Below are 25,953 nucleotides of genomic sequence, written 5' to 3'. Positions count from 1 at the left end.
CTCCGGCATCACGGCCGGGCCGTGATCACCAGCGCCTGAATCTTTGCTTCGACCGGTCCCGAGCCGTGGCGTTTCCGGATCGCTTCGGCGACCGCGTCGGTCGCGGCCTCGAGCCTGCTCGCATCCCTGGCCTCGATCTCGCCGCGCAGCGGCGTTCCCTGGCAATACGCGATCGCGACATATTCGGCCGATGGCGCGCGGCTCGTCGCCGTCAGCGTTTCGATCGATATGTCCCTGAAGCCTGCCCGCTCGAGATCGGCCTTGATGACCGCCTTGTCGTGATAGCCGTGCGGCGTCCGCGCCATGAATAGCGGCGGATCGTCTGGAAACACCTTGCCGAGCGTGGCGGTCGCCTCATCCGCGAACACATTGTCTGCGATACGGTCCCACACGTTGAACAGATAGGTGCCGCCAGGCTTCAACACCCGCCTCGTCTCGGCGTAGCCCTTGCTCCGGTCCGGAAAGAACATGGCGCCGAACTGGCAGAAGACCACGTCGAACGCGGCGTCGTTGAAGGGCAGCGTCAGCGCATCGGCCTGACGCCAGGTCATGCGGGGATCGTCACCCTGACGCTGCCTGGCGACTGCGAGCATCGGCTCGTTGAGGTCGGTCGCGACATAGCGGACATCCGAAGGCAGCAGAGCCGCCACGGCCCGTGTCACCGCGCCGGTGCCCGCGGCGATCTCGAGCAGGTCCGAGGGCGACAGCGCGGCGACGCGTCTGGCCAGGTCGTCGGCATAGACGGAGAAGATCAGCGGGACCAGATATTCGTCGTAGAGCTTGGGGACCGAGCCGGCGAAAACCTTGTCAGTTGCAGACATGCTTGCCTCTTTGAAGGTTGGACCGTCGCGGGGCACGATAGCACGGTTCGAGCCGGCAATCCGAAGATCGTGGCCACTTGCGAGCTCGGGCATACGCCTCGACGCCGAGGCGTATGACGATTAATGATGCGTGGGTGATCCCCTGCTGGACGCCTGCACGACATGAAAACCACGCTGCTGAAACCGGAAGACTACACCCGTGCGCCCTGGAAGAACGGCGGCGGCATCTTTACCGATATCGCGGATGCGCATCGGCCCGGCACGGAGGTGAAGAACTGGGACAGCCTGCTGTGGCGCTTTGCCTCGACGCCGATCGTCGCGCCCGGGCCGTTCTCGCACATGCCAGGCATCGACCGGCTGCAGATGGTGATCGGCGGGCGCGGGCTGGTGCTGAAAGCCGAGGGGCAGGAGTTCGACGAGCGCGAGCCGTTCACGACCGTCCGCTTCACCGGCGAGATGGAGATCGTGACCGAGCTCGAGGCCGGTCCGGTCGAGGTCGTCAATCTGATGGCGCGGCGCGGTGCGGCGGAGATCGCGCTGGTGGCGCTGAAGGAGCCCGGCGAGCGGTCGTTGCCCGCCGGCACGCATCTGGTGTACGCGCTATCAGGCGATTGCGGCATTCGGGTCAGTAGCGAGGAATTTCTCGTTCCCGGCGGCTGCACGCTGAAAGTCGAGCTGGCCGAGGCGTCCAGGCTGACATTCGTTTCGGGACTTGCCGTGCTGGGATCGATTCGGCTCACCGGCTAGGCCGCGGTCGTGCGAATGCGTACAATCCGTGCAACTGGCTAGGTTGACGCGGTCCATCCGGAACACGATATCTGCTGACATGAAGACTGCCGCCGAAGGCCAGGATATGAACGCGTCAGACAAGATTCCCGCTGCCACGTTAGCCGACGGCGTTGTCGACTGGCTGACTACCGGGACGCACAACGAGCGCTTCATCGACAACATTTTTGCCGAGATGTGCATCCGCGTCCAGCAAGTGGGCATTCCGCTGAAGCGGTCGACGCTTCACGTGCTGATCCAGCACCCGCAATGGCTGGGGGCGCGTTTCATGTGGGCCGACGGCATGCGTGAGGCCGAGATCGCACGAGTCGATTTCGACGTGCGGGAGCGCTCCGAATATATCGGCAGTCCCGCCAACGAGATGCAGAATGGCGCAACTGAAGTGCGCGAAAATCTCGAACGGGATCCGGCGCTCGGCCGCAAGCACGCACTCTACGACGAGATGCGCTCGAAGGGCCTGACGGACTATGTCGCCTGGCCGCTCTATCACACGCTTGGCAAGCGCCATCTCGTCACCTTTGCTACAGACCGCCGCGGCGGCTTCGAGGATGCGCACATCGCGGGCCTGAAGAAGCTGTTGCCGGTGCTGGCGCTGGTCAGCGAAATCCGCATCAAGAACCGCCTGGCGCGGACGCTGCTGGAGACCTATGTGGGCTCCCATGCCGGCGAGCTGATCCTCGCCGGCGCCACGCGCCGCGGCACCGGCACGACGGTGCGCGCCGCGATCATGATCTGCGACCTCAGGGATTTCACAAAAATCTCCGATAACTGGCCGCGCGATGACGTCATCGATCTGCTCAACGATTATTTCGACGCGATGTCGGACCCGATCGCCCGCCATGGCGGTGAGATCCTGAAATTCATCGGCGACGGCCTGCTCGCGATCTTTCCGCTAAGCCAGCCCAACGCCTGCGCCAATCTCCTGCGCGCCGTCACCGAAGCCCGGCAGGCGATGGCTGCCCTTAACGCGCGCAACAACGGCACGGGCCGCGCGCCGCTGAATTACGGCATCGGCGTCCATGTCGGCGACGTCATGTACGGCAACATCGGCTCGAAAAGCCGGCTCGACTTCACCGTGATCGGCCCTGCCGTCAACATGGCCTCGCGCCTGGAGGCGCTCACCAAGCAGATCGGCAAGAAGGTGCTGCTGTCGCGTGACTTCGCCGAGCTGGTCGATCGCGAATTCGAGCTGGAGCGCGTCGGCAAGCATGCTGTGCGCGGCTTCAGCGACCCGATCGAGCTGTTCGCGTTTGAACCGTCCGCGCGGGCGTAGGCCGCGCCGCGCGAGCGCGCGCTGTTGCCAAGGCGCGGGCGTCGAATTACGCTTCAGGTCCGCCACATCGGTTCAGCATCAGCCGCATCGTCATGCCCAAGTTTCTTCGCGTCGGCCTGCATCAGTCGAACGTATCGGGGTACACGTCGAAGGCGTGGTGCGTGCGGCGGGTCGGCTCGGTGGTGCTCCTGAAATGGGGCGCCGTCGAAGTGCAGGGCGCCGGCAAGAGCCGCAAGGTTTACTGGACGCATTTGCCGCAGGAGAAAACGATCCGCTGCCGCACGGCGCAGCGCGCCCAGGACTACACCAGATCCGCCATCGCACGGCGGCGCAGCCATGACTATGAACCGCTCAGTGGTGCCATTGGCGTCAGGAGAAATTCTGCCAACGGCAGCGCCGAGCTCAAGCAGGCGCTCGCCACGATTCTGATCGTCGACATCGTCGGCTCCACGGCAAAGGCCGCAAAGCTCGGTGATGCGCGCTGGACCAAGGTGATGGGCCTCTACTATGCCGCCGTCCGCAAGGAGCTGAAGACGTGCCGCGGCAAGGAAGTCGTGACGACCGGCGACGGCGTGCTGGCAACCTTCAAGTCGCCGGCCGCTGGCATCAGTTGCGCAGCCGCGATTCAGAAAGCCGTGCGCACGCTCGGCCTCGAGATCAGGGTCGGCCTGCACGCCGGCGAATATACGATCAGCGGCGGCGAGATGGTCGGTCTTGCCTTCCACATCGGCACCCGCATCGCCGCCAAGGCGCGCGCCGGCGAAGTGCTGGTCTCGAGCGCGGTGAAGGACCTGCTCGCGGCGCAATCCCAGATCCGCCTCAGGGATCACGGCAGCCACCAGCTCAAGGGCGTGCCGGCGCGGTGGCGGCTTTACCGGGTGGAGGGTTAGAGCATGATCCGGAAAAGTGTGAAGCGGTTTCCCGAAAAGATTATGCTCAAACAAAGAGCTAAAGCGCGATGACGATTCAACCCAATCTCATCGCGCTTTAGCCGCGAGGATGGCTTCCGCTCTGCCGGGCCTGCCACGCAGCAATTTTTCCTTCCAGCTCTCGCCGAACGCTGTCCACCACGCCGGCCCAGTCGTCCCGCTTCTTCTGCCTGAACAGGCGCATCGACCGATACCACGGGCTATCGTCGCGATTGAGCAGCCAACGCCAATCCGGGTTGAAGGGCAGCATGGTCCACACCGGTGCGCCAAGCGCGCCGGCGAGGTGAACGACGCTGGTGTCGACCGAGATCACCAGGTCGAGGCAGGACACCAGCGCCGCGGTCTCGCTGAAATCGGTAAGCTGCTCGGTCAGGTCGACAATGTCGGGACGCCCGGCGAGGAAGATGCGATCCGCATCGCGAATGCCCTTCTGCAGGGAGACGAACTGGACGTCGCAATCCAGCAGCGGCACAAGCGCGCGCAGTGCGATCGACCTGTTGTGATCGTTCTTGTGACCGGGGTCTCCCGACCAGACCAGACCGACGCGAAGCTGCGTGCGGGGGCCGAGCCGGCTCCCCCACGACTCCACACGCGCTGCCGGCGGTACAGGAAGATAGCCGTCCGCGAACGGAATCGTATCGGGGCGCGTCCCGAACGCCAGCGGCAGGCTACCGAGCGGGCAGTGCAGGTCGAACGCCAGCGACGGCGTCGACGACCGGTCGATACAATCTGCGACGCCGCCGATCCCGGCCAGCAGCGGCCGGACTGCAGACTTGACCTCCAGAATCACCCGAGCCCCGAGCGCGGCCACCATGGGCGCGTAACGCGCAAGCTGGATGGAATCGCCCAGGGCCTCGTCGGCATGAAGCAGGATGGTCCTGCCCTCGAGCGGGTGGTCGCCAAGCCAGCGTGCTTGCGAAAAGCCGCGCTCCGCAAGGCCCAAGGACGGCGCCTTCCAGCGGGCCTCGCGTCCAAGCCAGCCCCGCTCGAAATCTCCCGTCAGCATCTGCAGCAGCGCGAGATTCCAGATCGTATCCGCATTGTCGGGGGCGACCGCCAGCGATCGGTGAAACGTCGCGAAGGCCTCATCCAGCAATTGCAGGCTCCACAGCGCCCGCGCCTTTTCGTTGAGCGCCGCGGAAAAGTCAGGACGAAGCGCGAGCGCGCGATCGAAGCTCGCAAAGGCCTGGTCCATCCGGCCCAGTCTCGCATGCAGCGTGCCGAGATTCTTGTGCGTCTCGGCTTCGCCAGGGTTGAGCGCGATCGACCGCTCGAAGTCGACCTGCGCCTCCGCAAACCGGCCCAGCCGCTGCAGGCAAAGCCCGCGCGTCTGATACAGAGGTGCAACATCGGGATTGAACTTTTCGAATGCGTCGAAGCATTCCAGGGCTTCGGCATACCGGCCGAGCTTGAACAGCGATTGGCCCTGCTTCGCGGCCTCCAGGCTCTTAGCGGTCACCAGATGCTGCGACGCGACTTGTGGGGATTGCCTGGCCGCGGCCCGGCGCTCTTGGCGGTTCATGAGCTGACCAGAAATGGAGACGACGTCCCGTCGCGCTATTTTCTGGTGCCAGGCTGGTGCGAGGCTGGCGCAGCCTGAAAGGCTCCCGCAATGAAAGAGGCCGCCTTCGCGGCGGCCTCAGTTCTGTTGTTACCATCGACCGGGACCGACGCCGATCGTGACGCCAGGCCCGTCATATCCGCCGTCGTAATAGCCGCGGTCATAATAGCCGCGATCATAATAGGTGCGGGCCGGTGCCTGATAGTAGCCGTAGCTATCGCGCCACCTTGCGTGGCGGTGACGACAATTTCCAACGCCGGCCATCAACTGACCACCACTCATGGCGGGGCCTTCGGCGCCGACCGCGTTGTTGCCTGAGCTTGTGCAGGGACCCGGGCCTTGCGCGAAGCTCGGGGTCGCCATCGCAGTCACCGCGATGGTCGCGGCAATCACGCCAATGCTTGGAACGATCTTCATGTCTGTCCTCCAGTTTCGAGAGGGATCAACGACGCGTAGCTGCCGACGTTCCCTGCCATGCGCCGATGCGAGGGATGCGGAACATCGGAGCCTCCGTCTTCGCAACCGGGCGGTTCCAGCTCTGTGCAAAATCCTGCGCGACGGTCAGCCTGGTGGGGTTCCGTACGGATCGCGTTCGGCCAGGAACTGGCTGATGGCGTCAAAGGCCTGCATGCGGTTCTTTTCGAGCAGCACCATATGGGTGCCTTCGCCGATTTCCACCCATCGCTTGTACGGCGCCCGTTTGAGCGAACTGAACAGATCCTGCATCGTGGCCATGGGCACATCGCGGTCCCATTCGGCATGAACGAGAAGCACGGGGACGCGGATGTCGTTCGGATCATAGTAGGCTTTGCCGGCGCCCCAGTAATCGCGGATATCCTGGATCGGACCATTCACCGCGCGCATCACGCGGGGGCGCTCAGCGTTCCCCAGCGGATCTGTTGCGAGCGAGGCTTCCGCCCAGCGCTCGAACCAGCCTTCCGGGATCAGGCTCGCGCGTGCCGCTTCCGGCGCCGCGGTGAGCCAGCGCTCCCTGAAATCGAGCACGGCGACCCTGCGGTAGCCACCGAGTGCGCCACCAGAATCAATCGGGGCAGGGGTGTTCAGCAGCCACAGCGGCGCGACCAGCGCCAGCCGCGCGACCTTGTCGTTGTTGGCGGCGGTATAGGTCCCCGCCACCGAGCCGCCCCAGGACATGGCGACGAGATTGAGGCGCGGGATGCCGCGGTGCGCGAGGATATAGTCGACCGCGCTGGCGAGGTCGCGCACCGCGACATCGGTGCGAACGAGCGGCGCGGAGTCCTGCGCCGGCGCGTCCATTTCAGCCGGCCGGGTCGATCCGCCATAGCCGCGCACGTCGAGTGCGAACACATCAAAGCCCTGCGCGGCGAGATGATCCATGAAGGAGCGGCCACCGAGCGGCACGTCGAACAGACTGGCCGACGAATAGGTCGCGCCATGGACCATCAAAATGGTCCGCTCGGCGGAGAAAGTCTTTTGCGCACCGGCGCGCTTGTTGCGCAGGTGAAGCGAAATCCCCGGCGTGTCGCTCGGGACGGTGAAATCCTCGACCACGAGGTCGGGCCTGTATCCATGTGCAGGAATGGTCTGGTCCATCGTCATTCTCCTTCCGTCAGAGGAATTGCCAGGCGAAGCGCTCGCCGCTGCGCGTGATGCGCCCAGTGGAGGACTGCGCGAAATGGGTGGTGAAGACGGTTGCGCCGCTCTCGGCCGCGTCCTCCAGCACGAATTTGCGCGAGCGAAGTGCTCCGTCGGGAAATTCGCAGAAGCAGGAATTGAGCGAGGGCTCGTAGACCTGGAGCGGGTGATGCATCACGTCGCCCGCGAACAGGGCTTGCTCGCCGCGAGAGACGAGGCGGATGGAGGCGTGGTCGACACTGTGGCCTGGCGTCGGGATCAACGAAATTCCCTCCAGGACCTCGCCGCCGTCGACAGTGACGAGCCGTGCCAGGCCGGCATCGATCACCGGGCGTACGCTATCGTCATAGACGCGGTCGGCGGGCTTGCGCAGGGCAGGGCCCAGGGCCGGATTCGTCGCTGGTTCCTCACTATTGGCCAGGCTCTCGCCATAAGCCTGCTCGATGCGAGAGAAGATGTAGGTCGCGTTGGGAAACGTCGGCAGCCAGCGGCCGTCGATAAGGCGCGTGTTCCAGCCGACGTGATCAGCATGGACATGGGTGAGGAGCACATAGTCGACCTCCTCAGGCGTGACGCCCGCAGCTTGCAGCCGCGCGAGGAAGGGCTCGTTGAGCCGGTGCAGCGGCGGAATGTCGGGCCTGTTCTTGTCGTTGCCGGTCGCCGTATCGATCAGAATGGTGTGGCGCGGTGTCTTGACCAGCCAGCTGTGGATGCTCTGGATGAACGTGCCGGTCGTGGCATCGAACGAGCCGGCCTCGAGCCGCGCGCGCTGGCGCTGCAGCGCCTCCGGGTCCGCGCCCGGATAGAGCATGTCGAACTGAAAGGCCGCGAGCGACAGTTCGTCGATCCGGGTGATGGTGGCATCGCCGACGCGATAAGCCTTCGTCTCCTTCGTCACTGAGCGTCCTCCGCTTCGGTCGGCGCCGGATCCGGCGAGATTGCCGACATCCCGGACCTGCCGCCGTGGGCTGTGAGGTACGCGCCGGGCGCCGCGTCCGGGAGGGCCGTGGGCTCGATACGTCTCATCGATGCCGGTGATATCAGGGCCTTGCGGCGGGCTGCTTTTCATGCCCGCGTGAAGGCCTTAACCTCTCTCGGTGCGGCTCATGCGGCCGCGATCTTCTTGCCTTGAACGGAGGTGCCGCGATGGCGGATGTCGAACGCGGTCCGGGCCGGTCGGCCGACGATGCCGACCTCGCCGAGATCGACCTCGGCCTGTTGCTTGCGCTGGAGGCACTGCTGCGCGAGCGCAACGTCACCCGTGCGGCATTGCGGCTGAACATCGGGCAGCCGGCGCTGTCGGCCCGGCTGAACCGGTTGCGGCAGGTGTTCGACGATCCGCTGTTCGTGCCGGCAGCGGCGGGACGGGGCGTCGTGCCGACAACGCGAGCCCTGGAGCTACAGACGGAACTCGCCGAAGTGCTCGGCAGGTTGCGCCGCATGGTGGAGGGGCCGGCCGCTTTCGACCCGGCGCGGGATCAGCGCACCTTCGTCGTTGCCATTCACGAGAACCCGGCGGTGACACTGGCGCCAGGTTTCGTCGCTCAATTGACCGCGATGGCGCCCCGCACGCGGCTCGCTCTCGTTCATCCCACGCCCGACATCGTCGATCGCCTTGAACGTGGCGAGATCGATATCCTGGTCACGGGACCCGCCGGGACCAGCGGCGAGCTGATGCAGCGTCCGCTGTTCGAGGACAGCTTCCTGACCGCGCAGCGCAAGGGCCATCCGCGCGGCACAGACGCGCTCGATCTCGACACGTTTTGCGCATGCGATCATCTGCTGATCTCCGCAGATGGCGGCGGCTTTGCGGGCCTGGTCGACGACGCGCTATCAGCGCTCGGCCGCAGCAGACGTGTCGCGGTCTCGATCCAGACTTATGCGCTTGCCCCCGTCATCCTCGCGCACAGCGATTGCATCTGCACCCTGCCGCGGCGATTCCTGATGCGCTTCGCCCACGAGCTCGATCTGGCGCCGCCGCCGCTCGAACTGCCGCCCGCCCGCATCGTCGCGCTCTGGCATCCGCGCAACCAGGAGGACGCAGGGCACGCCTGGTTGCGCGATCGCCTCTACCAGGCCGCTGCCGCCACGTGATGCGGTCAATCAATCTCAAGGTCCAGCAAGCGCGCGAATTGCTGCCCGGCATGCATGTCGCGTTCCTGCATCCAGCCTTGCGGATGCGGGCGCGGATAGGAAATCTTGATCACGTGCAGATTGTCGACCGGGATGCGTTTGACCAGGTCGGGATTGGTGCCGAACAAGCGCGCAAATGTCTGCGGTGACAGCGCCGGCGTATTGCGATAGCGCCTGAAATTCTCCTCGCCATCGAAGAAAAGGTCGACCGTCACCCAAAATGGCCCGGCATTCTTGGAGCGGACGTGGCGGCAGATGTCGCTGAGCTTAGGCATGGAGTGCCCCCTTGTTCGCATCCGCCGGGTCGATGCTCACGCTGCGCACGAGCTCGAAGGCGTCGCTCGTTTGCACGACGTGGTTGAGAACGAACTCATACACCTGGCCGCGCGGAATTTCGGCTGGCGTAAACGGGAATGCATAGCTCGGCATCTCAATGCCCGGGCGCAGCGGCGTGTGGAAGAAATAGGGGTTGCACGCCTTCGCCATCCGGTTGGCGAGGTCCTGCGTCGGCGCCGTGACCACGAACATCACGCCGACATCGCGCGGCGGGACCGTGTCCCGCGGCACCGGCCGGCCGGACGTGCCGTTCCACCCATAGATGCGCAGCGACACATCGAAGCGAACAGCTTCGTCACCAAAGGTCTTTCTGATGCGCCCTGTCAGGGTCTCCAGCATGAGATCGTGGAATTCGTCGAGATTGGCGAGCACCTCCGGATCTTCGATGCCGATCAACATGATCGTCTGGAAATCACCGCCGCGGGCGCCTTCGAGCTTCATGGTGTAGGGCTTCGGCGTCCAGCGCGAGCCGGTGACGCGGGTGATGCGGTTATCGACCCAGCGATAGTCTGCATCCCGGGCATCAAGCACGCCGCCGGGCTCGGTCAGCGTGAACGGGTCGCTGTTTTCGTACAACAGGTGCGCGGACACGGTCTCCGGCGAGCACTGGTTGTCGATATCGAGCGGCTCGATCTCGAACGCGTCGCGGCCGACCCGCATCAGCACGCCGCCGAGCCCGGGATTGACCGTACATTGGCCGCCGCATTCGGCGATCTTGGCGGCGTGCCAGGCTTGCGCGATGCCGGCGCCGCACATCAGGGGAACCGCGGCGAGCACCGCCGTGTCGGTCGTGCGTCCGCCGAGCACGATGTCTGCACCGGCTTCCAACGCCGCGATGTACGGCTCGGGCCCCATCAATGCGACGATATGTTCGCAGGATTTCAGGTCGGCGTCGCTGACCGGGCCCAGCGGCGGCAACGGCGTGATCTCTCCTTTGCCGTTCTTCCTGACGAGATCGTCCGCCTTCTGCTCGCTGTAGAGACAGACGATCTTCGGGGCGATGCCGAGCTCGGCGGCCACTTCGAGCGCAATGTCTCGGGTCCAATCGACGCCGCTGTCGGTGCCGCTGGTGCCGCAGCTTCCGACCAGCAATGGAATTTTCGCCGTATACGCTTCCGCCATCAGGATCTGCAGGTCGCGTTTGATGGATTCGCGGTTCATCTTCGATATGCCGCGCGCCAGATAGGCCGGCCCGCTATCGGTCGATCCGGAGTCCACCGCGATGGCGCTGGCGCCGCGGCGGAGGCCATACTGGATTTGCGTGCGATTGACGCCGGCGCCCAGCATTCCCGTCGGGACGATGACGCTCACCGGGTCGGACAGCTTTACACTCTCGGTCATGTACCTGATCACCTCTTGCGACAAATGGAGTTGCGCTAGCGCGCAATGTCTTCAAGCGAACGTCCGCGTGTCAGCGGACCGTAGATGCCAATCGAGCCCATCACCACGAACATGCTGAGCGAGATGAACACGAACACCCATTGTGCACCGAAGTCCCTGAGAAGAAACGCGATGATGAAGCTCGTGAACACCGTCGACAGGCGACTGAATGAATAGACGAAGCCGACCGCGCGGGCTCGCACCTCGGTTGGATAGAGCTCGGCCTGGTAGGGATGGTAGGCATACGACATCAGTGTGTTGGCGCCGACGATCAGCGTACCGCACAGGATCAGGAGCGAGGGAACCGTCAGCATGGCAAAGATCAGGCCGAGCACGGCGGTGGCGCCTGAAGCGACGACGATCTGCCATTTGCGCTCGTAGCGTTCGGCGACGGTAAAGCCCCACAGCACAGCCCAGAGCGGAAAGGCCACCGCAATCACGGCGGAGTAGAACAGGCTCTTGGTGATCGAGTGGCCTTGCGCGGCGAGCAATGTCGGCAGCCAGTTGGTGAAGCCGAAGAAGCCGATCGTCTGAAAGAAATTGAACGCCATCAGCATGATGGTGCGCTGCCGATAAGGCGGCTGCCAGATTTCCGCAAAGCTTGCGCGGCGCGGGACGCCGACAATTTCAGGCGCAGGCGCCGGCAGCGCATGGCCAAGGTCCTGCTCGAGCTGCCGTTCGATTTCGCTGACGATCCGATCGGCGGCCTCGATGTTGCCGTGCTGCGCAAGCCACCGCGGTGACTCCGGCAGATTGACGCGCAACCACCACACGAAGGCAGCGCCACCTGCGCCGATCAGGACAACCCAGCGCCAGCCCGCAACGCCAAGGGGATCGAGCGGAATCAGCAAATAGGAAACGAACGCAACCAGCGGGATCGCAAGATAGGCGATCGCGTGCATGATCGCCGCCGCCTTGCCGCGCATATGCTTCGGCACGATTTCGACGAGGTAGGCATCGATGGTGACCAGCTCGACGCCCAATCCAATTCCGGCGAGCAGGCGGCACGCGAGGATGCCGTTTGCGGTCGATTGCAGCGCCATCACCAGCGTCGCGATGCTGTAGCCGACCAGCGCCCACAGGAAGATCGTCTTGCGGCCGAAGCGATCGGCGACCGAGGCAAACGCGATCGCGCCGATGAACAATCCAAGGAAGGTTGAAGACGCAAACGCGGCCTGGTCCGGCAGGCCGAACAATCCTTTGGCGCCTTCCGAGAAGATGCCTGATCGCACCAGACCGGTTGGGACGTAGGCGGTCTGATAGAGGTCGTAGACTTCGAACATTCCCGCCAACGAGATCAGGGCTGCGAGGCGCCATATGTGCCTGTTCTCCGGCAGCCGATCGATGCGCGCGGTAATCGCCGCGGCGTGCGCATGCGCCAGCGGCTCGGCTGGCCGATCGGCGATAGCCGTGATGCTCACTTGGACACCCCTGCAGAGTTGACGTTTCTACCTCAGCATATTGAATACAATAAACATGATTGTCAACAATATCTCATATTGGCAACAATTCGTTGGCCCAGGACTGTAATTCTGGTAGTCTTTGCAGGAGACAATTCCGGGTCAGAATCATGACGTTACAGCCAGCCAGCGGCGCCCTCGTTGACCAGATCGTCGCCCGCCTTGAACAGGCGATCCTCACCGGTGAGCTGGCGCAGGGGCAGAAGCTTTCGGAGCAGGCCCTGTCCGACCGGTTCGGCGTCAGCCGGGGTCCGCTCAGAGAGGCGATCCGCACCCTCGAGGGGCGCCAGCTCCTCGAACGCACGCCGTTCTCCGGCGTCCGCGTCGTGCAATTGTCGCTCGACGATCTGGAGCAGCTGCTCTCGACGCGCGAAGCGCTCGAGGGCATGGCGAGCCGGCAGGCCGCCGAGAACATGACGCTACACGAGACACGGCAGCTGCGCGCCTGTCTCGCCGCGGATGAGGACAGCTTTCGTCGCGAAGGCGTGGGCGGCGTGTTCCGTGTCCGCAGCGTCGGCGACGATTTGCACATGCTGATCGTGCGCGGCAGTCGCAACCGCTGGCTCATCGACATCATCTGCAACGAGCTTTATCCGTTGCTGCAGATCTGCAGGTTTCAGAGCACGACGGTGACCCTAGGAACCCCGCAGCGAATCGAGGCCGTGCGTCGCGAACACGAAGCAATCATCGTCGCGATCGAACGCCGCGATGCCGATGCGGCAGAAGCCGCAATGCGTGCCCATCTTGTCGCCTCGCGGACGATTCTGATGGCGCAGTTGCGCGGCGAGCCGCCCGCGACCGCTGTCGCCGGAGCTTGAGGCGCGGGCGCGGCGTCAGAGGACGACGTCGCGGTTGACGTTCTTGTAGAGCAGATAGACCGCGTGATTGAGCCCGGTGGGATAGAATTGCTGGGGACAGAACGATCCCATCCAAATGAAATCATCAACCCAGATTTCGTGCCAGCTGCCGCCAAGATAATAGAGGCCTTGCCCCTCCAGCATGAACAATCCGTGCTCCATGATGTGCGTTTCCACCGCCGGGAAGCAGACGCCGGGCTGGAAAAACATCAGGTTCATCTCGAAGTCGAACCTCAGATCGCCCAGCGGCAGCAGGTGCTTGAACCCGCGGCCCTGCAATCCGGTATGGTTCGTCATCGGCATGGATTGCTGCTGGCCGACGATCGCCGTTGGAGCGGCAATGCCTTCGGCTTCCTCATAGCGTTTCTTGACGGCGATGATGCGCGCTGGCGCGGTGGGGCGACACGTCATCGCAAATGACAGGCCGGGCGGTACATAGACAAACGCCCCCGCTCCGAGCGGCACTGTGGAGTCGGAGCCGATGGTCACGTCCACTTCGCCTGCCACGACATAGAAGAAGTGCTGCAGATCCACACAGATCGGCCGGGCCGTACCTCCGGCCGGTTCGATTTCCAGCACGAACTGGACAAAGCCGGCGCCGAGCGATGGTGCTGCCAGAAAGCGCACGACTGTCGATCTCCACGCCGGAAGCCTGCTGACCAACACACCCTCCGGAGGGATGAACGCGAAGTTGCGGCCGACAACGCCGCGATTATGGCCGATCGCTCCGGGAGGAACGACACCGGGTTGGCCGGGCAAATCGCTGGGGTTCATCTGATGTCCTCGATCAATTCGCGGGAGTCCGATTCAACGGAAAGCCTAACGAGAGGCGCCTCCCGGTTTCGGAAACATATGGCGGACGCTGGAGCCGGCTTCGCGTTGCAGCCAGTTTCGGACAGTCATCATCACGGGATCCTTGCGGCGAACGCGCGAATGCAGAAGGTACCACCCCGTCCCTCGCATCAACGGGGGGAAAGACAGCGGAGCAATCAGCCGGCCGAGGTCGAGTTCCGACGTCACCAGACTGGGATCGATCAGTGCAAACCCGAGACCGTTCATGGCGGCATGTGCGGGCAACACGCTGCTGGCGAAATGCAGCATGCGTTGCGGTTGTTCGCCATGCAGTCCGACCATCGCAAACCAGGCGGCCCAATCCTGCGCCGTGTCGTCGGTGGAGATCAGGGTCTCGGTGAGCAAATGGGCCGGTTCGATAAGCCGTCGTTGTGCAGCGAGGTAGGCCGGACTGCACATCGGTATCAGCCGGTCGGCGAACAGGAAATGGGCGTTCAGTCGCGGCCATTCGCCTCGGCCGTGGGCAATCGCCGCATCAGGAGCACCCTCACGCAAAAGATCCGGCAGATCGGGTTGGGTGAGCAACCTGATGGTCAATTCCGGCTGCTCACGATGGAAGCGGGCAAAGCGCGGCAGCAGCCAGCCGGTGGCGAAAGCCGTCGGCGCATTCAATGCGAATGTCGCGCGCGGCCGCTCCGACAGCAGCCGGGCAGTCCCGCTTTCGAGCGTATCAAACGCCTCGGACACGACGGGCAGCCAGGTCCGGCCAAACTCCGTCAGCTCGAGCGACTGCGGGTAGCGATCGAACAGCTTGCGGCCGATTTGGACCTCCAGCGCCTTGACATGCCGGCTGACTGCTCCCGGCGTCACCGCCAGCTCATCGGCGGCAAGCGCAAAGTTGACGTGACGAGCAGCCGCCTCGAAAGCGCGCACCGCGTTGAGCGGCGGCAGACGGCGACGGGCCGGACGCTCGCGTTTCGACAGACGTGACACCGGCTGACCTGCCCTTTCACCCGCCTCGGTGCCGTTTCGAAGCGGTGTCCATGAGGCTTAGTTTTTATCATGCTCAGCCGCAAAACAAGTGGTTTGCTGAAAAAACGCCGGGGACGGTAGGTTCATCGGGTCGATGATGCGGCTCAATGAGCTCGCATCATGGGCCAACGAAGTATCTGGCAACAAAAGAGGTCCTCCGTGGGATTGCGCCATTTTGTGCTGTCAGCCGCGCTTTCACTTGTCGGTCTCGCCGGCGCTTCTGAGGCCGCGCACGCCGAAGACAGGGTGCTGAAAGTCTCGTTGCAGACCGAGCTTCAGGTTCTCGATCCGATCATCACCACAATCAATGCGACCCGCGTGTTCGCGTACCTCGTTTTTGACGAGCTCGTGGCGATCGACAGCGAAGGCCACTACAAGCCGCAGATGCTCTCCGGCTGGGAGGTCAGCTCCGACCGCCTGACCTACACCTTCCATCTCCGCGACGGGCTGAAGTTCAGCGACGGCGCGCCCGTGACGTCGGAGGATTGTGTCGCCTCGATCGAGCGCTGGGCCAAGCGCGAGGGCTTCGGTGCCCAAATGATGACTGCCGCGGACCGATTCACGGTGGTCGATTCCAAGACGTTCGAATTAAAGCTCAAGCGGCCTTTCGCCTTCGTCATCGAGGCACTCGGCAAGCCCGGCCATCAGATACCCGTCATGATGCCGGCACGCTTGGCCCGCCTGGACGCGAACACCGCGGTGCCGGAGGTTGTCGGCTCAGGGCCGTTCATTTTCCTGAAAGACGAGTGGCGCCCCGGCGCCAAGGCGGTGTTCGCCCGCAATCCGGACTATGTCCCGCGCTCCGAGCCGGCAGATGGTCTTGCCGGCGGGAAAGTCGCGAACTTTGACCGCATCGAGCTCTTGAGTATTCCCGATCAATCGACCCGCGCCGCGGCCCTGCAGAAGGGAGAGGTCGATCTTCTGGAGGTCGTGCCCTACGATTACATCGACGTGCTGCGCAAAAATCCCAAGGTGACGATCGGCAAGCAGCCGGCGATCGCCCAGAACATGATTGCGATCAATGTCGATCACACCCACGCGCCTTTTGACAATCCGCTTGTACGCCGGGCGTTGCAGGCTGCGGTCGAACAGAAAGACGTCATGGCTGGTCTGGGACTACCGGCCGACATGTACCGCACCTGCTATTCGATCTACATGTGCGGCAACGACGGAAGTTCGGACGCCGGCACCGAATATTCCCGCGACATCGGGCCGGAGGCCGCTCAGAAGCTCCTGAAAGAGGGCGGCTACAAGGGCGAGCCCGTGGTGTTTCTGCATGCGGGAACATCCGCCATTCTCAATCCGGTGGGCTCCGTGCTGGCCGACCAGTTGAAGCAGGCGGGCTTCAACGTCGATCTGCGGACATCGGACTACGCGACGGTTGCGGCGCGTCGCCTGAAGAAGGCGCCGGTGGCGGAGGGCGGCTGGAGCGTGACCCCGCTGGTGATGGCGGGTATCGATCTGGTCAATCCACTCGCGCAGCAGATGGTGTCGTTGAACTGCCTGGAGAACAATCCCGGCTGGTATTGCGATCCGGCGATGAGCAAGCTGCTGAAGGCGTATTCCCAAGCGTCGAGCCCTGCCGAGAGCAAGAAATATCGCGACGAGATCCAGGCTGCCTTCCACAACAACGTCAACTACGTTCTCGCCGGACAATTTGCGACACCTCCGGCCTACCGTTCGGATCTCAAGGGCATGATCCCTTTCAGCTTCCCGGTGTTCTGGAATGTTCGCCGCGAGTAGCAGGAAGGTACGACGCAATCCGGCGGTCGTCGTCCTGCGTCTTGCCCGGGAGCAACGGTGACATGAAGCCCAGGATTCTCTATCAGTTGACCAGTCCCATGCACCGTACCCTCGGGGTCGAGGAGATCGAGCGGCGCCGCGCATATTTGTCGGAGGCCGCCGCGTCCGATGTCGTCATCGACGTCTGGCCGCTCGCCGATGGGCCGTCGGCCGTCGAGTCCAACGCCGACGCGGCCCGGGTCGTGCCCGAGCTTCTCCGTGCTGTTCCGAAATGGATCGCGGAGAGCTTCGACGCCGTCGTCATCGGCTGCTTCAGCGACCCCGGTGTTGCCGCCATTCGCGACCTCACCGATATTCCCGTCATCGGGCCGGGCGGCAGCGCGATGCACCTGGCGGCTCAATTCGGCGAACGCTTCTCGGTGCTGTCGTCCGATCCCACGCCCAAAGGGCTGCTCGCGCGCCTTCGTTCTCTTGGGCTCGCCGACGTCTTCGTCTCTGAACGCATGGTCGGCTGTTCGGTGCTCGATCTCGTCCGGAGACCGGATGAAGCCTTCAATGGAATTTTGGCAGCAGCACGCGCCTGTGTCGACGATGGCGCAGACATTCTGGTCATGGGCTGCATGGGGATGGGGTTCACGCCGCAGCTGACGGAACGTCTGCAGGATCGCGTCGGCGTACCCGTCGTCAATTCCGTGCTTGCCGGTCTCAAGATCGCTGAAGCAGCCGTCGGCATGAATCTTCGCCCTGCCAAAGTCTCCGGGAGCAACCGATGACCAGCGCCGCGCTCGCCGATGAGGTCGAACAGTTGAAGGCCGCGGCGCTTGCCTATGAGGCGCGGCATTTTCCGATTCCGGACTTCGTGCTTCCGCCCGGCGTGCGGATGGCGGTGAACTTCACGCTGGATTTCGATGCCATGCTGGCCCGCCGGCTTGCGAATGAGCCGCCGATGCAGCTCGCGAAAGGGGAGTTCGGCGGCCGCATCGGGATTTGGCGCCTGCTGGAAATGTACGAAGCTCACGACATCAAGGTCACGATCTTCACGCCGGGGCGCATTTGCGAGCTCTATCCGGAGGCCCTGCGCCGCGCGGCCAGAGCCGGGCATGAAATCGCCGATCACATGTGGGAGCATCACGTTCCCAAGGACAAGGCGCTCGAGGAGGACCATCTGCTCAAGACCATCGCCGCGCTTGAACGCGTCGCCGGTCGCCGTCCCGTTGGAACCCGCAGCGAGCACAGCCCCGCGCTGCTGCGGCGGCAGGGCTTCATCTACAATTCCTCGACCTCCTGCACCTACACACCGCTCTATCAGGACGACGAGAACGGGATGAACAGGATGGTGCAGCTGCCGGTGCACTTTGCTATCGATGACGCGATGTATTTCAGCGCGAATTGGGCTGGCAGCAAGACCGCCGCGCAAAGGCTGCTCGATCCGGATGAAGTGTTCGAGATGTGGCGAAGTGCCTTCTGGCACCAGTACAGGCTAGGCGGTTATCTCAACTTCATGCTGCACCCCTTCGTGTCGGGCCGTGCCTCCAGAGTCGATATGCTGGAGCGCCTGATCGTCGAGATGAAGAAGCTTCCAGGCGTGTGGTTCCCGACCTGCGAGGATCTGGCGCGGCACGTGCTCGCCCGGCATCCCGCCTGAAAATCGACGACAGCCCGTCAGGACCAGCTCAATGCCCTGGAAGCAGAACTACACGATATCGGACGAAATCGGGATGAAGGATTCGGAAGTCCGCTGGCCGGACGGCAAGCGTTGTTGCTTCAGCGTGGTCGTCGATCTCAGTCCTGCCTCGACACCTTCAGGGATTACCGCGCCCGATATCACGCATCCGACCTCGCTGTTCGGTATCACGGTCGGGCTGCAGAACATCATGCGGCTGCTGCGGCGATATGGTCTGCGCGCGACCTTCGTCGTCCCCGCCGTGATGGCGGAGATCCATCCCGACCGCATCAAGTCCATCCGCGACGACGGGCACGAGATCGCCGCCGGAGGATGGAAGCACGAGGATGTCAGCGCGTTGAGCGTGGAGGAGGAGAGAGAACGGATCGCGCTGACGACATCGACGCTGGAGCGGATTGTCGGACGCCGGCCGAAGGGATGGTTTTCCCTGCCCCGGCAGCAGGACGCGTTCGCCGTCGGCAGCGTGACCGGTGCGACGATAGGCCTGCTGGTCGATGCCGGTTACGGCTATATGGGCAACGGGCTCGCGGACGATGCTCCGCACTATTGGGTCGCGGACTTCGTGCAGCGCAAGGCTTTCTTGACGCTTCCATACCATTACAGCTGCGACGATCAGTTTTTCCTGATGTTTCCGACCGAAGGCACAGGCCTTGATCGGGTCAATGCGCTGAAGCGAAATTGGCTTCGCGAGTTCGAGGCCCAGTATCGACGCGGTCGGTACTTCTCGCTGACGCTGCATCCGAAAGGGAGCGGCTGGGGACACCACGCCGAGGCGCTCGAAGAGGTGCTTGCATACATCGCGAATTTTCCTGGCCTATGGAATGCTACGGGAGCGGAATGCGCGGATTACTGGTCCGCGACCTATCCCGCGGACACCCATCTTCGCCTGTCCGCTTCGATCTGGCAGGACTATGAGGGCAGCCTGAGCTGACTCCTCGCGAATATTGATGCGGGGCGTTGCAATTATTTTGCGGGAGCATGATGCCGAACCAAACACAGTCAACCGAAGCGGAATCGCTTCTCGCCGGCCTGCGTCGCTGGGTCGAGATCGAAACGCCAACCGGTGACGTCGACAACATGGCGCGACTGCTCGACGTCGTTGCCACAGACTTTGTACAACTCGGCGCCAGCCTGGAGCGAATTCCGGGGACCGATGGAATGGGCGACCATCTGCTGGTCCGGCTGCCGTGGGGGCGCGGGCCGGGCATCCTCTCCGTTTCGCATCTCGATACGGTATGCCCGCCGGGGTCGGTCGCCATGCGCCGCGATGGCGACCGCTTTCATGGTCCGGGCATCGCAGACATGAAGGCGGGCGGCTTTCTGGCCTTCAAAGCCGCTCAGCATATTGCCGGTCTGGTCCATCAGCCGCACCTTCCGCTGACGCTTCTCTACACCTCGGACGAGGAGATCGGTTCTCCGACCTCGCGCCGCATCATCGAGCGGCTGGCGCGGGAATCCCGCTACGCGCTGATCGCCGAGCCGGCCCGCAAGGACGAGGTCATCACCTTCCGCAAGGGCCGTGCGAAATACCGTCTCGACGTCGAGGGCCGGGAAGCGCATGCTGGCTCGGCTCACGCGAGCGGCCGCAGCGCCATCTCGGAGCTTGCTCGCCAGGTCGTGGAGCTTGACAAATTGACCGACTATTCGACGGGAACGACGGTCAATGTCGGGGAAGTCGGTGGCGGCACGGCGCGGAATGTCGTCGCGGGCCGCGCCTTCTGCACCATCGATGTCCGCTTCTCCTCCGCCGAGGCTGGCCGATTGGTTGATGAGACGATCTTGTCCACCGGGCCGATCGGCAGCGACGTCACGGTCACGGCCAGTGGGGAAATTGAAAAGCCGTGCCTCGAACGGACTGCAGGTGGATTGGAGCTGTTCTCGCTCGCGAAATCCATCGCGCGCAAGCAGGATATCGACCTCGTCGAAACCTCGAGCGGCGGTGGCAGCGACGGCAATTTCACCTCGGCTGTCGGCACCCCGACTCTGGATGGTCTCGGTGCGATCGGCAATGAGTGGCACTCGCCGAACGAATATGTCGTGGTCTCCGCGCTTCCACGCCGCGCCGAGCTGTTGCGGCGAATGATCACGGAGCTTGGATCATAGATGAACAGGGTCTCGGTGGCTTGCTCAGCTCGACATCAGCGCGCGCGCGGCGCGGGCTAGGCGGCGGCTGACGGTCTTCTGCCGCAGCGCCTCCGTCCAGTCGAACATGCTTGAATTGACATCATAGTCGCCGCGCTGGGCGTCCGGGATCGCACCGGCCACGATACGTGCGATCAGTTGCGGCAATTCTCGATAGAAAGCCTCGGTGCGATACGGCGGATGCAGCGAGTAGAGCCCGGCGCCCGAACCGAGAAAGTCGATGCGGGAAAGCCCGTTGCGCATCATGGCCGCGGAGATGATCTCCTCCGCCGGCATCGTCAGTGGCGACTGGTGAAACAGTCTTGCCCGGATCCGGCGCTTGAGATTCGGACGCACCAGCTCCAGCGCCCCGACCGACGCATCGAACTTGTTCTGATCAAGCACGAAGATCCGCGTGCTCACGGTGCGAAAGCGGTAGGCCGGGTAGGCGGCGGCGAGCCGCTCGGGCGGCTGGATCCCGGTCAGTCCGGGAAACCCGCCATGCAGATCGCCGAGCGTGCCGTCAGAGCGGGGCGGACCGGGAAGCGGTCCGGCGAACAGTGCACCCGGCGTTGCCGTCAGCCAGCCGATCGCTTCCTCCAGCCAGACCTGGCTGCCGCCGCCGAACAGCATATCGCTGTCCATATGCACCACATAGTCCGCATTCGCCTTCGACAGACCGTAGAAATAGGCATGGAACGGCCCGCCATCGAAGGCCTTTTCCGGATAGGCGCTGGACGTGGAGAAATAGCGCTGCCGCACGGCCGCGAGCGCCGCCGGCGAATAGTCGACCTCGGCGATCTCCGCCTTTGGCGACTTCCGCGCGATGGCCTCCAGCAATGCGAACAGGCGCCGGCGGCTCTCCTCGTAGGCGCCGCCGGCATAGCGGCCGCTCTTGCTCTGCCTGGTGTCGACGGTGAAGACGATACGATCGACCTGATCGCCCCACACCTCGAGCTGATGCGGAAGTATGTGGACCGCATGGCGCACGTCCAGCGGATGCAAATTGATCTGAAGCGCGGATCTGACCTGCATCTCATCTCTCCTTGCCGGTGAACGGGCCGGTCACGTCCAAGAGCAGCCCGCGTCTGAATCAGCTGTTCGAGGGAGGCGGCCTCAGCGGATCGGCCTGGATTTGCACCTTTCCGTGCTTCTATCCGCAATTTATCAAACATGATCCTCGGCAGAAGCCAATTCGCCCTGCGTCGTTAATGAACCGCAGAGCGTCAATGATTGAGTAACCATTCTTGTTAGGCAAGCGCGGGTCAGCGGAGGTCAGCTCTTTCTGATCAACCGCCAGCGACCGGGAGTGGTCCCCACCCTCGCCGAGAAAGCTCTCGTGAAGTGGCTTTGATCGGAGAAGCCGCATTTGATCGCAATGTCTATGAGCGGCAACGAGGAGCCGACGAGCAGGCGCTTGCTTTCCTCGATGCGCTGATCCATCAACCAGCGATGCGGCGGAGTGCCGGTGCTGATCTTGAAGGCCCGGGCAAAATGGGCCGTCGACAAGCCGCATTCGGTCGCGATGTGTGCCAGGGAAACCTCCCCGTCGAGATGAGCGCGTATCAGGTCCTTTGCGATGCGAAGCTGCCAGGGTGTCAATCCGCTGCGCTGCAGGCGATCGACGGGAAGAATGCTGGTGTAGGTGTGAAGGAAATGCGTGTTGAGCGCCATCGCAACAGAGCCAACGAACAGCTCGTTGGCCTCGTGCGGCCGCTCAAGCGCGGGTAACAGGCACTTGCCGAGATGCGCCACGACAGGATCGCGGATGTTCGTACCCGCCGCAATGTCGAACCGAACGTGCGCAGCCTCAAGCTCGCTCGCAAGACCACTCAACGCGCTGTGCGGCAGATACAGATAAAGAAAATCGAACGGATCCTGGAAGCGAACGATCGTCTCGCATCGCAGGTCGTAGATGCTCGTCTCGTCCTTCGCGGCGCCTTTGCGGGCATGGCGTCCATCAACCCATGCCTCGGCCCTTTGACGTCGCAGCCGCAGACACAGCGCGAACGCTGCATCGGGCGGTGACGGCAAGGTTGGATCGCTGGACGGCCCGAAATGGGTCATCCGCACCGCGGCGAACGTTCCCTTCTGGAGTGACTTGACGAGGCCCGTGCTGGGCTGCCGGATCATCGGGAATAATGTGGCGAGCCGCTCGCCATAGAGTCCGCAATCGTCCATGCTCTACGTTCGACGCTCCGCCGGCAACGACCCCCAGTCATTGCCGTCGGCGTATACTCCCTTTGCCCGCGCCATTGCGGGTCTTGATGTGCCGGATCGCTTTATCTCGGATTGGCGTTGGTTCGCAGTCACAAGTTGCACGAAGGTATCTTATTCCCGTCGCCGGCTCGTGGAGAACCGATCCCGGGTGACACGGGCCGCAACGAAAGGCCGCATCCGAGCCGTCGACGATATGAAACTACTGGACCGGGGCAACGTCGACCGAGCAGCCCTCGCTGTTGCCGCTTATGCGCTCTTTCTTGACCGGTCTCAGGTCAGCAAATGCCTCTTCCAAAATCGTGGCCACCTCCAGCAGCGAAATCATCAGCCGGGGCGTTCGCCGAAGCTTTTCTTCGACGGCGGCCGCATGGAGATCGTTCGGCGTTCGCCCGCCGAGCAGTCGCCGCCGCCCAAAGGCGATCTTGTGGACGTTGCCGGAAATATATCCGACCGACTCCCACGACTGTTTCGACTCCTGCAACAGCTCGTCCGCCATTCGCTGCATCACCTTGATGATGGCAATCATATCCCGCCTGGCACCGATGAGGCCGCCATGGCCGTCGCGCTCGATAGCGGAGGCCGCCACGGATTGGCTTTGCAAATCGGCGAGTTGGTCCAATAGCGTCGTGAATTGCGTCCGCGCAACGCCGGCGAGAGCCTCGAGCAAGGACAGATTGCTCTGCATCGACGCGGTTGCGACCTCCGGCTTGATCAGTGTGAAATACATCAAATGCCCCAGAGACAACAAAGCAAACAGATAAGGTGCGATTCTAGGAGGCTTCAATCGAGGGTGCTTGAACGTCTTGAGCCACGATTGATCAATGCAAGCCTCAAGAGCGAATTCGGGAACAATAGGCAACAAGGTCGCGCGCGAGCACGCGGGGCGTAAATATCTGTTCAACTTCCAGCGGCGTCTTTGTGGGAACGACGCCCGGTTTGAGCCGAGCGACTTCACCTGCTTTCCCGCAACCACCAAGGCCGTGCTCGTGCCATCAGCCAGGGCGCAAACTCGGGTGCGGCATGCGCGACATTCGCTCGGAGCGGAGCTGAACGCGAGGGGTTACGATGGGGTAGCCCCTTCTCCTCATGGTCGGAATGCCTTAGGACGTGACGAGGACGAGGGGTGAGATGGCAAAGCAGACCGTGAAGAAGCCGCCCGCACTCAAGGGCGTATCGGCGGCCGAACGGGCGCTCGCGGTATTGACCGCGTTCCGCCGCGGAGACGGCGCCTTGAGCCTGGCCGAGCTCGCGGAGCGCACTGGCCTCGTCAAGAGCACGATCCTGCGGCTGGCCTTGTCGCTGCAGCAATACCGGCTGCTCGCGCGCCTGCCTGACGGCTCGTACCGGCTCGATGCGGAGACCTTGCGCCTCGGCACGGCCTATCAGCAGGCGTTTCGTCTGGCCGACCACGTCATGCCCGTGCTCGAGCAGCTCGCGGCAAAAACCGGCGAGACCACGTCCTTCTATGTCCGCAATGGCGAGGAGAGGCTATGTCTGTTCCGGGTGGAGAGCAGCAATCGTATCCGGATGACCGTGCAGCCGGGCGATACGCGTCCGATGGACAAGTCTGCCATCGCGCAAACGCTGCGGCGGTATGAGTCCGGGCCGCCCGGGCCGGATGACGAGCTGCCGCTGTTCACCTCCGGCATGACGGATCCTCATGCGGCCGCTCTCGCCATGCCCGTCTTCGGCATCGGCGACTCCCTGATCGGGGCGCTCGCGATCTCAGGGCCGGTCAGCCGGCTCACGAGCGCGCGGGCGGAGCAGATCAAGCCGGCGCTGGTCGAGGCCGCAAGCAAGCTGACCCTGGCCTGCGGCGGAACTCCGTCCTCCGGCACGGCGAAAAGCGGACGCAGGCGAGCCGGTTCGGCTTAAAACGAAACGCAATTTCGTTTTAGCTTGCGACGTTGGCTTCGGCGGGCGACAATCCTGTCGAACTCTATGTTCTGCCAAGCGCGTCACAAAGGCCAGCCCATGACATTCTTCAGCCCGCCGCGCCGGATCGAGACCAGCATCTTCACGCGACTGCCTGATCATCTTCGCAAACCGCGCCGCACCGCCTGGGCCGATGCCAATCAGGCCGGACGCGAGATCGACTCCTTCCTCGAAGGACCGTCCTTCGATCGGCAGGGGCGGCTCTACGTTACCGACATTCCCCATGGCCGCATCTTCCGCGTCAGCGCTGACGGGGGGTGGGAGCTGGTGTCCGAATATGATGGCTGGCCGAACGGCCTGAAGATCCACCGCGACGGCCGCGTGTTCATCACCGATTACAAGCGCGGGATCATGCTGCTCGATCCCGCCAGCGGCAACGTCACGCCGTTCCTGGAAACGGCGGCGAGCGAGAGCTTCAAGGGCGTCAATGACCTCGTCTTCGCACCTTCAGGCAATCTCTATTTCACCGACCAGGGCCAGACCGGCATGCATGATCCGACGGGCCGGGTCTGGAAGCTCACGCCGGACGGCCGGCTCACCTGCCTCATCAACACGATCCCGAGCCCGAACGGCATCGTCGTTGATCCCGAGGAAAGCTTTCTGCTGGTCGCGGTGACGCGCGCCAACCAGATCTGGCGCGTGCCGCTGCCGGCGAGCGGCCTGACCACCAAGGTCGGCATCTTCTCGCATCTGCACGGCGGCCCGGGTGGTCCCGACGGACTGGCGCTGGATGACGGCGGCAACCTTCTGGTCTGCCACACCGGTTTCGGCTCGGTCTGGCGGTTGTCGCCGCTGGCCGAACCGCTCGACCGCATCGTCTCCTGCGCGGGCGTCGGGACCACCAATCTTGCCTTTGGCGGCCCAGAGCGAAAGAGCCTCTTCATCACCGAGAGCCGTACTGGAACCCTCCTGCGTGCCGAGCTCGAAACGCCGGGCCTGGCGATGTTCTCGCACGCCGATTAGTCGCTCCCCCCACACACGGCGTCATCGCCCGGCCAGTGCGCAATCGCGCACTAGGACCGGGCGATCCAGTACTCCGAGACGGTCGTGATTGAGCCGAGAAGCTGCGGCGTACTGGATGGCCCGGTCGAGCCGGGCCATGACAGTAGAGATTGGGGCGGCGACGACGCACCAACCGACGGGCGGAGCTCCACTTTTTTGGGAACCCCCATCGAGCGCCCAACAAAATGAAACGCCGTTGCAAAAAAAATTGCAACGGCGTTCTGTTTTTGCTAAGGCGCTTCCCACGGCCGGGACAACACCGGCGCCCCGG

25 protein-coding genes are annotated in these 25,953 nt (G+C 63.6%); 12 read left to right on the top strand and 13 right to left on the bottom strand.

Features of this window, described 5'->3' with window-relative positions:
• Positions 1-8: 8 nt before the first annotated feature.
• Positions 9-821 (bottom strand): class I SAM-dependent methyltransferase, encoded by an 813-nt coding sequence (locus tag XH98_RS22455; RefSeq protein ID WP_271619980.1) that lies wholly within the window; start codon positions 819-821, stop codon positions 9-11.
• A gap of 162 nt (positions 822-983) precedes the next feature.
• Between XH98_RS22455 and XH98_RS22450 the strand changes: the two genes are divergently transcribed.
• The 3 genes from XH98_RS22450 to XH98_RS22440 all read left to right on the top strand — a co-directional run bounded on the left by XH98_RS22450 (position 984) and on the right by XH98_RS22440 (position 3,770).
• Positions 984-1,568 carry a HutD/Ves family protein gene (locus XH98_RS22450; protein WP_271619979.1) on the top strand — a complete coding sequence of 195 codons (585 nt, stop codon included), beginning with the start codon at positions 984-986 and terminating at the stop codon, positions 1,566-1,568.
• A gap of 79 nt (positions 1,569-1,647) precedes the next feature.
• Positions 1,648-2,880 (top strand): adenylate/guanylate cyclase domain-containing protein, encoded by a 1,233-nt coding sequence (locus tag XH98_RS22445; RefSeq protein WP_442868624.1) that lies wholly within the window; start codon positions 1,648-1,650, stop codon positions 2,878-2,880.
• Between the two features lie 92 nt (positions 2,881-2,972).
• Complete coding sequence (locus XH98_RS22440) at positions 2,973-3,770, top strand: adenylate/guanylate cyclase domain-containing protein (RefSeq protein ID WP_271598566.1); 798 nt, start codon at positions 2,973-2,975, stop codon at positions 3,768-3,770.
• A gap of 97 nt (positions 3,771-3,867) precedes the next feature.
• On the opposite strand, the gene XH98_RS22435 is transcribed toward XH98_RS22440, so the two are convergent.
• The 4 genes from XH98_RS22435 to XH98_RS22420 form a co-directional block, all read right to left on the bottom strand.
• Entirely contained in the window at positions 3,868-5,268 is a 1,401-nt protein-coding gene (locus XH98_RS22435; protein ID WP_271619978.1) for a tetratricopeptide repeat-containing glycosyltransferase family protein, read from the bottom strand.
• 192 nt (positions 5,269-5,460) lie between these two features.
• Positions 5,461-5,787, bottom strand: coding sequence for a hypothetical protein (locus XH98_RS22430; RefSeq protein ID WP_271598564.1), 327 nt, complete (start codon positions 5,785-5,787; stop codon positions 5,461-5,463).
• A gap of 144 nt (positions 5,788-5,931) precedes the next feature.
• On the bottom strand, positions 5,932-6,945 hold the full coding sequence (locus XH98_RS22425; protein ID WP_271619977.1) for an alpha/beta hydrolase: 1,014 nt from the start codon (positions 6,943-6,945) through the stop codon (positions 5,932-5,934).
• Positions 6,946-6,961: 16 nt separating this feature from the next.
• Positions 6,962-7,885 carry an MBL fold metallo-hydrolase gene (locus tag XH98_RS22420; protein ID WP_271619976.1) on the bottom strand — a complete coding sequence of 308 codons (924 nt, stop codon included), beginning with the start codon at positions 7,883-7,885 and terminating at the stop codon, positions 6,962-6,964.
• 248 nt (positions 7,886-8,133) lie between these two features.
• Between XH98_RS22420 and XH98_RS22415 the strand changes: the two genes are divergently transcribed.
• Positions 8,134-9,081 carry a LysR family transcriptional regulator gene (locus tag XH98_RS22415; protein ID WP_271619975.1) on the top strand — a complete coding sequence of 316 codons (948 nt, stop codon included), beginning with the start codon at positions 8,134-8,136 and terminating at the stop codon, positions 9,079-9,081.
• Positions 9,082-9,086: 5 nt separating this feature from the next.
• Here XH98_RS22415 and XH98_RS22410 read toward each other — a convergent pair whose 3' ends face one another.
• Genes XH98_RS22410 through XH98_RS22400 form a run of 3 tightly spaced genes read right to left on the bottom strand, consistent with a single transcriptional unit; the run spans position 9,087 to position 12,257 of the window.
• Positions 9,087-9,395 carry a DUF4387 domain-containing protein gene (locus XH98_RS22410; RefSeq protein ID WP_271598560.1) on the bottom strand — a complete coding sequence of 103 codons (309 nt, stop codon included), beginning with the start codon at positions 9,393-9,395 and terminating at the stop codon, positions 9,087-9,089.
• Positions 9,388-10,797 carry an acyclic terpene utilization AtuA family protein gene (locus XH98_RS22405; protein WP_271619974.1) on the bottom strand — a complete coding sequence of 470 codons (1,410 nt, stop codon included), beginning with the start codon at positions 10,795-10,797 and terminating at the stop codon, positions 9,388-9,390. Before XH98_RS22405 ends, XH98_RS22410 begins: the two co-directional genes overlap by 8 nt.
• 35 nt (positions 10,798-10,832) lie before the next feature.
• The gene (locus XH98_RS22400) at positions 10,833-12,257 is read right to left on the bottom strand and encodes an MFS transporter (protein WP_271619973.1); all 1,425 of its coding nucleotides are present in this window, start codon (positions 12,255-12,257) and stop codon (positions 10,833-10,835) included.
• A gap of 149 nt (positions 12,258-12,406) precedes the next feature.
• Here XH98_RS22400 and XH98_RS22395 point away from each other — a divergent pair, with 149 nt between their 5' ends.
• A complete protein-coding gene (locus XH98_RS22395; RefSeq protein ID WP_271619972.1) occupies positions 12,407-13,114 on the top strand; it encodes a GntR family transcriptional regulator in 708 nt (235 codons plus the stop codon).
• A 15-nt stretch (positions 13,115-13,129) separates the two neighbouring features.
• Here XH98_RS22395 and allE read toward each other — a convergent pair whose 3' ends face one another.
• Entirely contained in the window at positions 13,130-13,927 is a 798-nt protein-coding gene (allE, locus tag XH98_RS22390) for a (S)-ureidoglycine aminohydrolase (RefSeq protein WP_271598555.1), read from the bottom strand.
• Positions 13,928-13,972: 45 nt separating this feature from the next.
• The gene (locus tag XH98_RS22385) at positions 13,973-14,938 is read right to left on the bottom strand and encodes a LysR substrate-binding domain-containing protein (protein WP_271598554.1); all 966 of its coding nucleotides are present in this window, start codon (positions 14,936-14,938) and stop codon (positions 13,973-13,975) included.
• Positions 14,939-15,136: 198 nt separating this feature from the next.
• Between XH98_RS22385 and XH98_RS22380 the strand changes: the two genes are divergently transcribed.
• From XH98_RS22380 to XH98_RS22360, 5 genes are all read left to right on the top strand, one after another.
• The gene (locus XH98_RS22380; protein WP_271598553.1) at positions 15,137-16,720 is read left to right on the top strand and encodes an ABC transporter substrate-binding protein; all 1,584 of its coding nucleotides are present in this window, start codon (positions 15,137-15,139) and stop codon (positions 16,718-16,720) included.
• Between the two features lie 146 nt (positions 16,721-16,866).
• Positions 16,867-17,493 (top strand): aspartate/glutamate racemase family protein, encoded by a 627-nt coding sequence (locus tag XH98_RS22375; protein ID WP_271619971.1) that lies wholly within the window; start codon positions 16,867-16,869, stop codon positions 17,491-17,493.
• Positions 17,490-18,365 carry a polysaccharide deacetylase family protein gene (locus XH98_RS22370; protein ID WP_271619970.1) on the top strand — a complete coding sequence of 292 codons (876 nt, stop codon included), beginning with the start codon at positions 17,490-17,492 and terminating at the stop codon, positions 18,363-18,365. Before XH98_RS22375 ends, XH98_RS22370 begins: the two co-directional genes overlap by 4 nt.
• Positions 18,366-18,396: 31 nt before the next feature.
• Positions 18,397-19,335, top strand: a complete 939-nt coding sequence (locus tag XH98_RS22365; protein WP_271619969.1) for a polysaccharide deacetylase family protein — start codon at positions 18,397-18,399, stop codon at positions 19,333-19,335.
• A gap of 50 nt (positions 19,336-19,385) precedes the next feature.
• A complete protein-coding gene (locus tag XH98_RS22360; protein WP_271619968.1) occupies positions 19,386-20,507 on the top strand; it encodes a M20 family metallopeptidase in 1,122 nt (373 codons plus the stop codon).
• Between the two features lie 24 nt (positions 20,508-20,531).
• Here XH98_RS22360 and XH98_RS22355 read toward each other — a convergent pair whose 3' ends face one another.
• From XH98_RS22355 to XH98_RS22345, 3 genes are all read right to left on the bottom strand, one after another.
• Positions 20,532-21,560 carry a glycosyltransferase family 2 protein gene (locus XH98_RS22355; protein WP_271598548.1) on the bottom strand — a complete coding sequence of 343 codons (1,029 nt, stop codon included), beginning with the start codon at positions 21,558-21,560 and terminating at the stop codon, positions 20,532-20,534.
• Positions 21,561-21,800: 240 nt separating this feature from the next.
• A complete protein-coding gene (locus tag XH98_RS22350) occupies positions 21,801-22,658 on the bottom strand; it encodes a helix-turn-helix domain-containing protein (protein ID WP_271598547.1) in 858 nt (285 codons plus the stop codon).
• A 286-nt stretch (positions 22,659-22,944) separates the two neighbouring features.
• Complete coding sequence (locus XH98_RS22345; RefSeq protein WP_271619967.1) at positions 22,945-23,700, bottom strand: hypothetical protein; 756 nt, start codon at positions 23,698-23,700, stop codon at positions 22,945-22,947.
• A 173-nt stretch (positions 23,701-23,873) separates the two neighbouring features.
• Between XH98_RS22345 and XH98_RS22340 the strand changes: the two genes are divergently transcribed.
• A complete protein-coding gene (locus tag XH98_RS22340; protein WP_271619966.1) occupies positions 23,874-24,620 on the top strand; it encodes an IclR family transcriptional regulator in 747 nt (248 codons plus the stop codon).
• A 99-nt stretch (positions 24,621-24,719) separates the two neighbouring features.
• Entirely contained in the window at positions 24,720-25,643 is a 924-nt protein-coding gene (locus tag XH98_RS22335; RefSeq protein ID WP_271619965.1) for an SMP-30/gluconolactonase/LRE family protein, read from the top strand.
• The last annotated feature ends 310 nt before the right edge of the window (positions 25,644-25,953 follow it).

Source organism: Bradyrhizobium sp. CCBAU 51745 (assembly GCF_028128715.1).
Lineage (GTDB): Bacteria > Pseudomonadota > Alphaproteobacteria > Rhizobiales > Xanthobacteraceae > Bradyrhizobium > Bradyrhizobium manausense.
Note: the sequence above shows the minus strand (reverse complement) of the source record. Positions and strands in the feature narration are given on the sequence as shown.

Bases quoted from the DNA above. Each gene is read 5' to 3' on its own strand.
- XH98_RS22455 (WP_271619980.1), bottom strand. From the start codon at position 821: ATGTCTGCAACTGACAAGGTTTTCGCCGGCTCGGTCCCCAAGCTCTAC.
- XH98_RS22450 (WP_271619979.1), top strand. From the start codon at position 984: ATGAAAACCACGCTGCTGAAACCGGAAGACTACACCCGTGCGCCCTGG.
- XH98_RS22445 (WP_442868624.1), top strand. From the start codon at position 1,648: ATGAAGACTGCCGCCGAAGGCCAGGATATGAACGCGTCAGACAAGATT.
- XH98_RS22440 (WP_271598566.1), top strand. From the start codon at position 2,973: ATGCCCAAGTTTCTTCGCGTCGGCCTGCATCAGTCGAACGTATCGGGG.
- XH98_RS22430 (WP_271598564.1), bottom strand. From the start codon at position 5,787: ATGAAGATCGTTCCAAGCATTGGCGTGATTGCCGCGACCATCGCGGTG.
- XH98_RS22425 (WP_271619977.1), bottom strand. From the start codon at position 6,945: ATGGACCAGACCATTCCTGCACATGGATACAGGCCCGACCTCGTGGTC.
- XH98_RS22415 (WP_271619975.1), top strand. From the start codon at position 8,134: ATGGCGGATGTCGAACGCGGTCCGGGCCGGTCGGCCGACGATGCCGAC.
- XH98_RS22410 (WP_271598560.1), bottom strand. From the start codon at position 9,395: ATGCCTAAGCTCAGCGACATCTGCCGCCACGTCCGCTCCAAGAATGCC.
- XH98_RS22405 (WP_271619974.1), bottom strand. From the start codon at position 10,797: ATGACCGAGAGTGTAAAGCTGTCCGACCCGGTGAGCGTCATCGTCCCG.
- XH98_RS22395 (WP_271619972.1), top strand. From the start codon at position 12,407: ATGACGTTACAGCCAGCCAGCGGCGCCCTCGTTGACCAGATCGTCGCC.
- allE (WP_271598555.1), bottom strand. From the start codon at position 13,927: ATGAACCCCAGCGATTTGCCCGGCCAACCCGGTGTCGTTCCTCCCGGA.
- XH98_RS22370 (WP_271619970.1), top strand. From the start codon at position 17,490: ATGACCAGCGCCGCGCTCGCCGATGAGGTCGAACAGTTGAAGGCCGCG.
- XH98_RS22365 (WP_271619969.1), top strand. From the start codon at position 18,397: ATGCCCTGGAAGCAGAACTACACGATATCGGACGAAATCGGGATGAAG.
- XH98_RS22360 (WP_271619968.1), top strand. From the start codon at position 19,386: ATGCCGAACCAAACACAGTCAACCGAAGCGGAATCGCTTCTCGCCGGC.
- XH98_RS22355 (WP_271598548.1), bottom strand. From the start codon at position 21,560: ATGCAGGTCAGATCCGCGCTTCAGATCAATTTGCATCCGCTGGACGTG.
- XH98_RS22350 (WP_271598547.1), bottom strand. From the start codon at position 22,658: ATGATCCGGCAGCCCAGCACGGGCCTCGTCAAGTCACTCCAGAAGGGA.
- XH98_RS22340 (WP_271619966.1), top strand. From the start codon at position 23,874: ATGGCAAAGCAGACCGTGAAGAAGCCGCCCGCACTCAAGGGCGTATCG.
- XH98_RS22335 (WP_271619965.1), top strand. From the start codon at position 24,720: ATGACATTCTTCAGCCCGCCGCGCCGGATCGAGACCAGCATCTTCACG.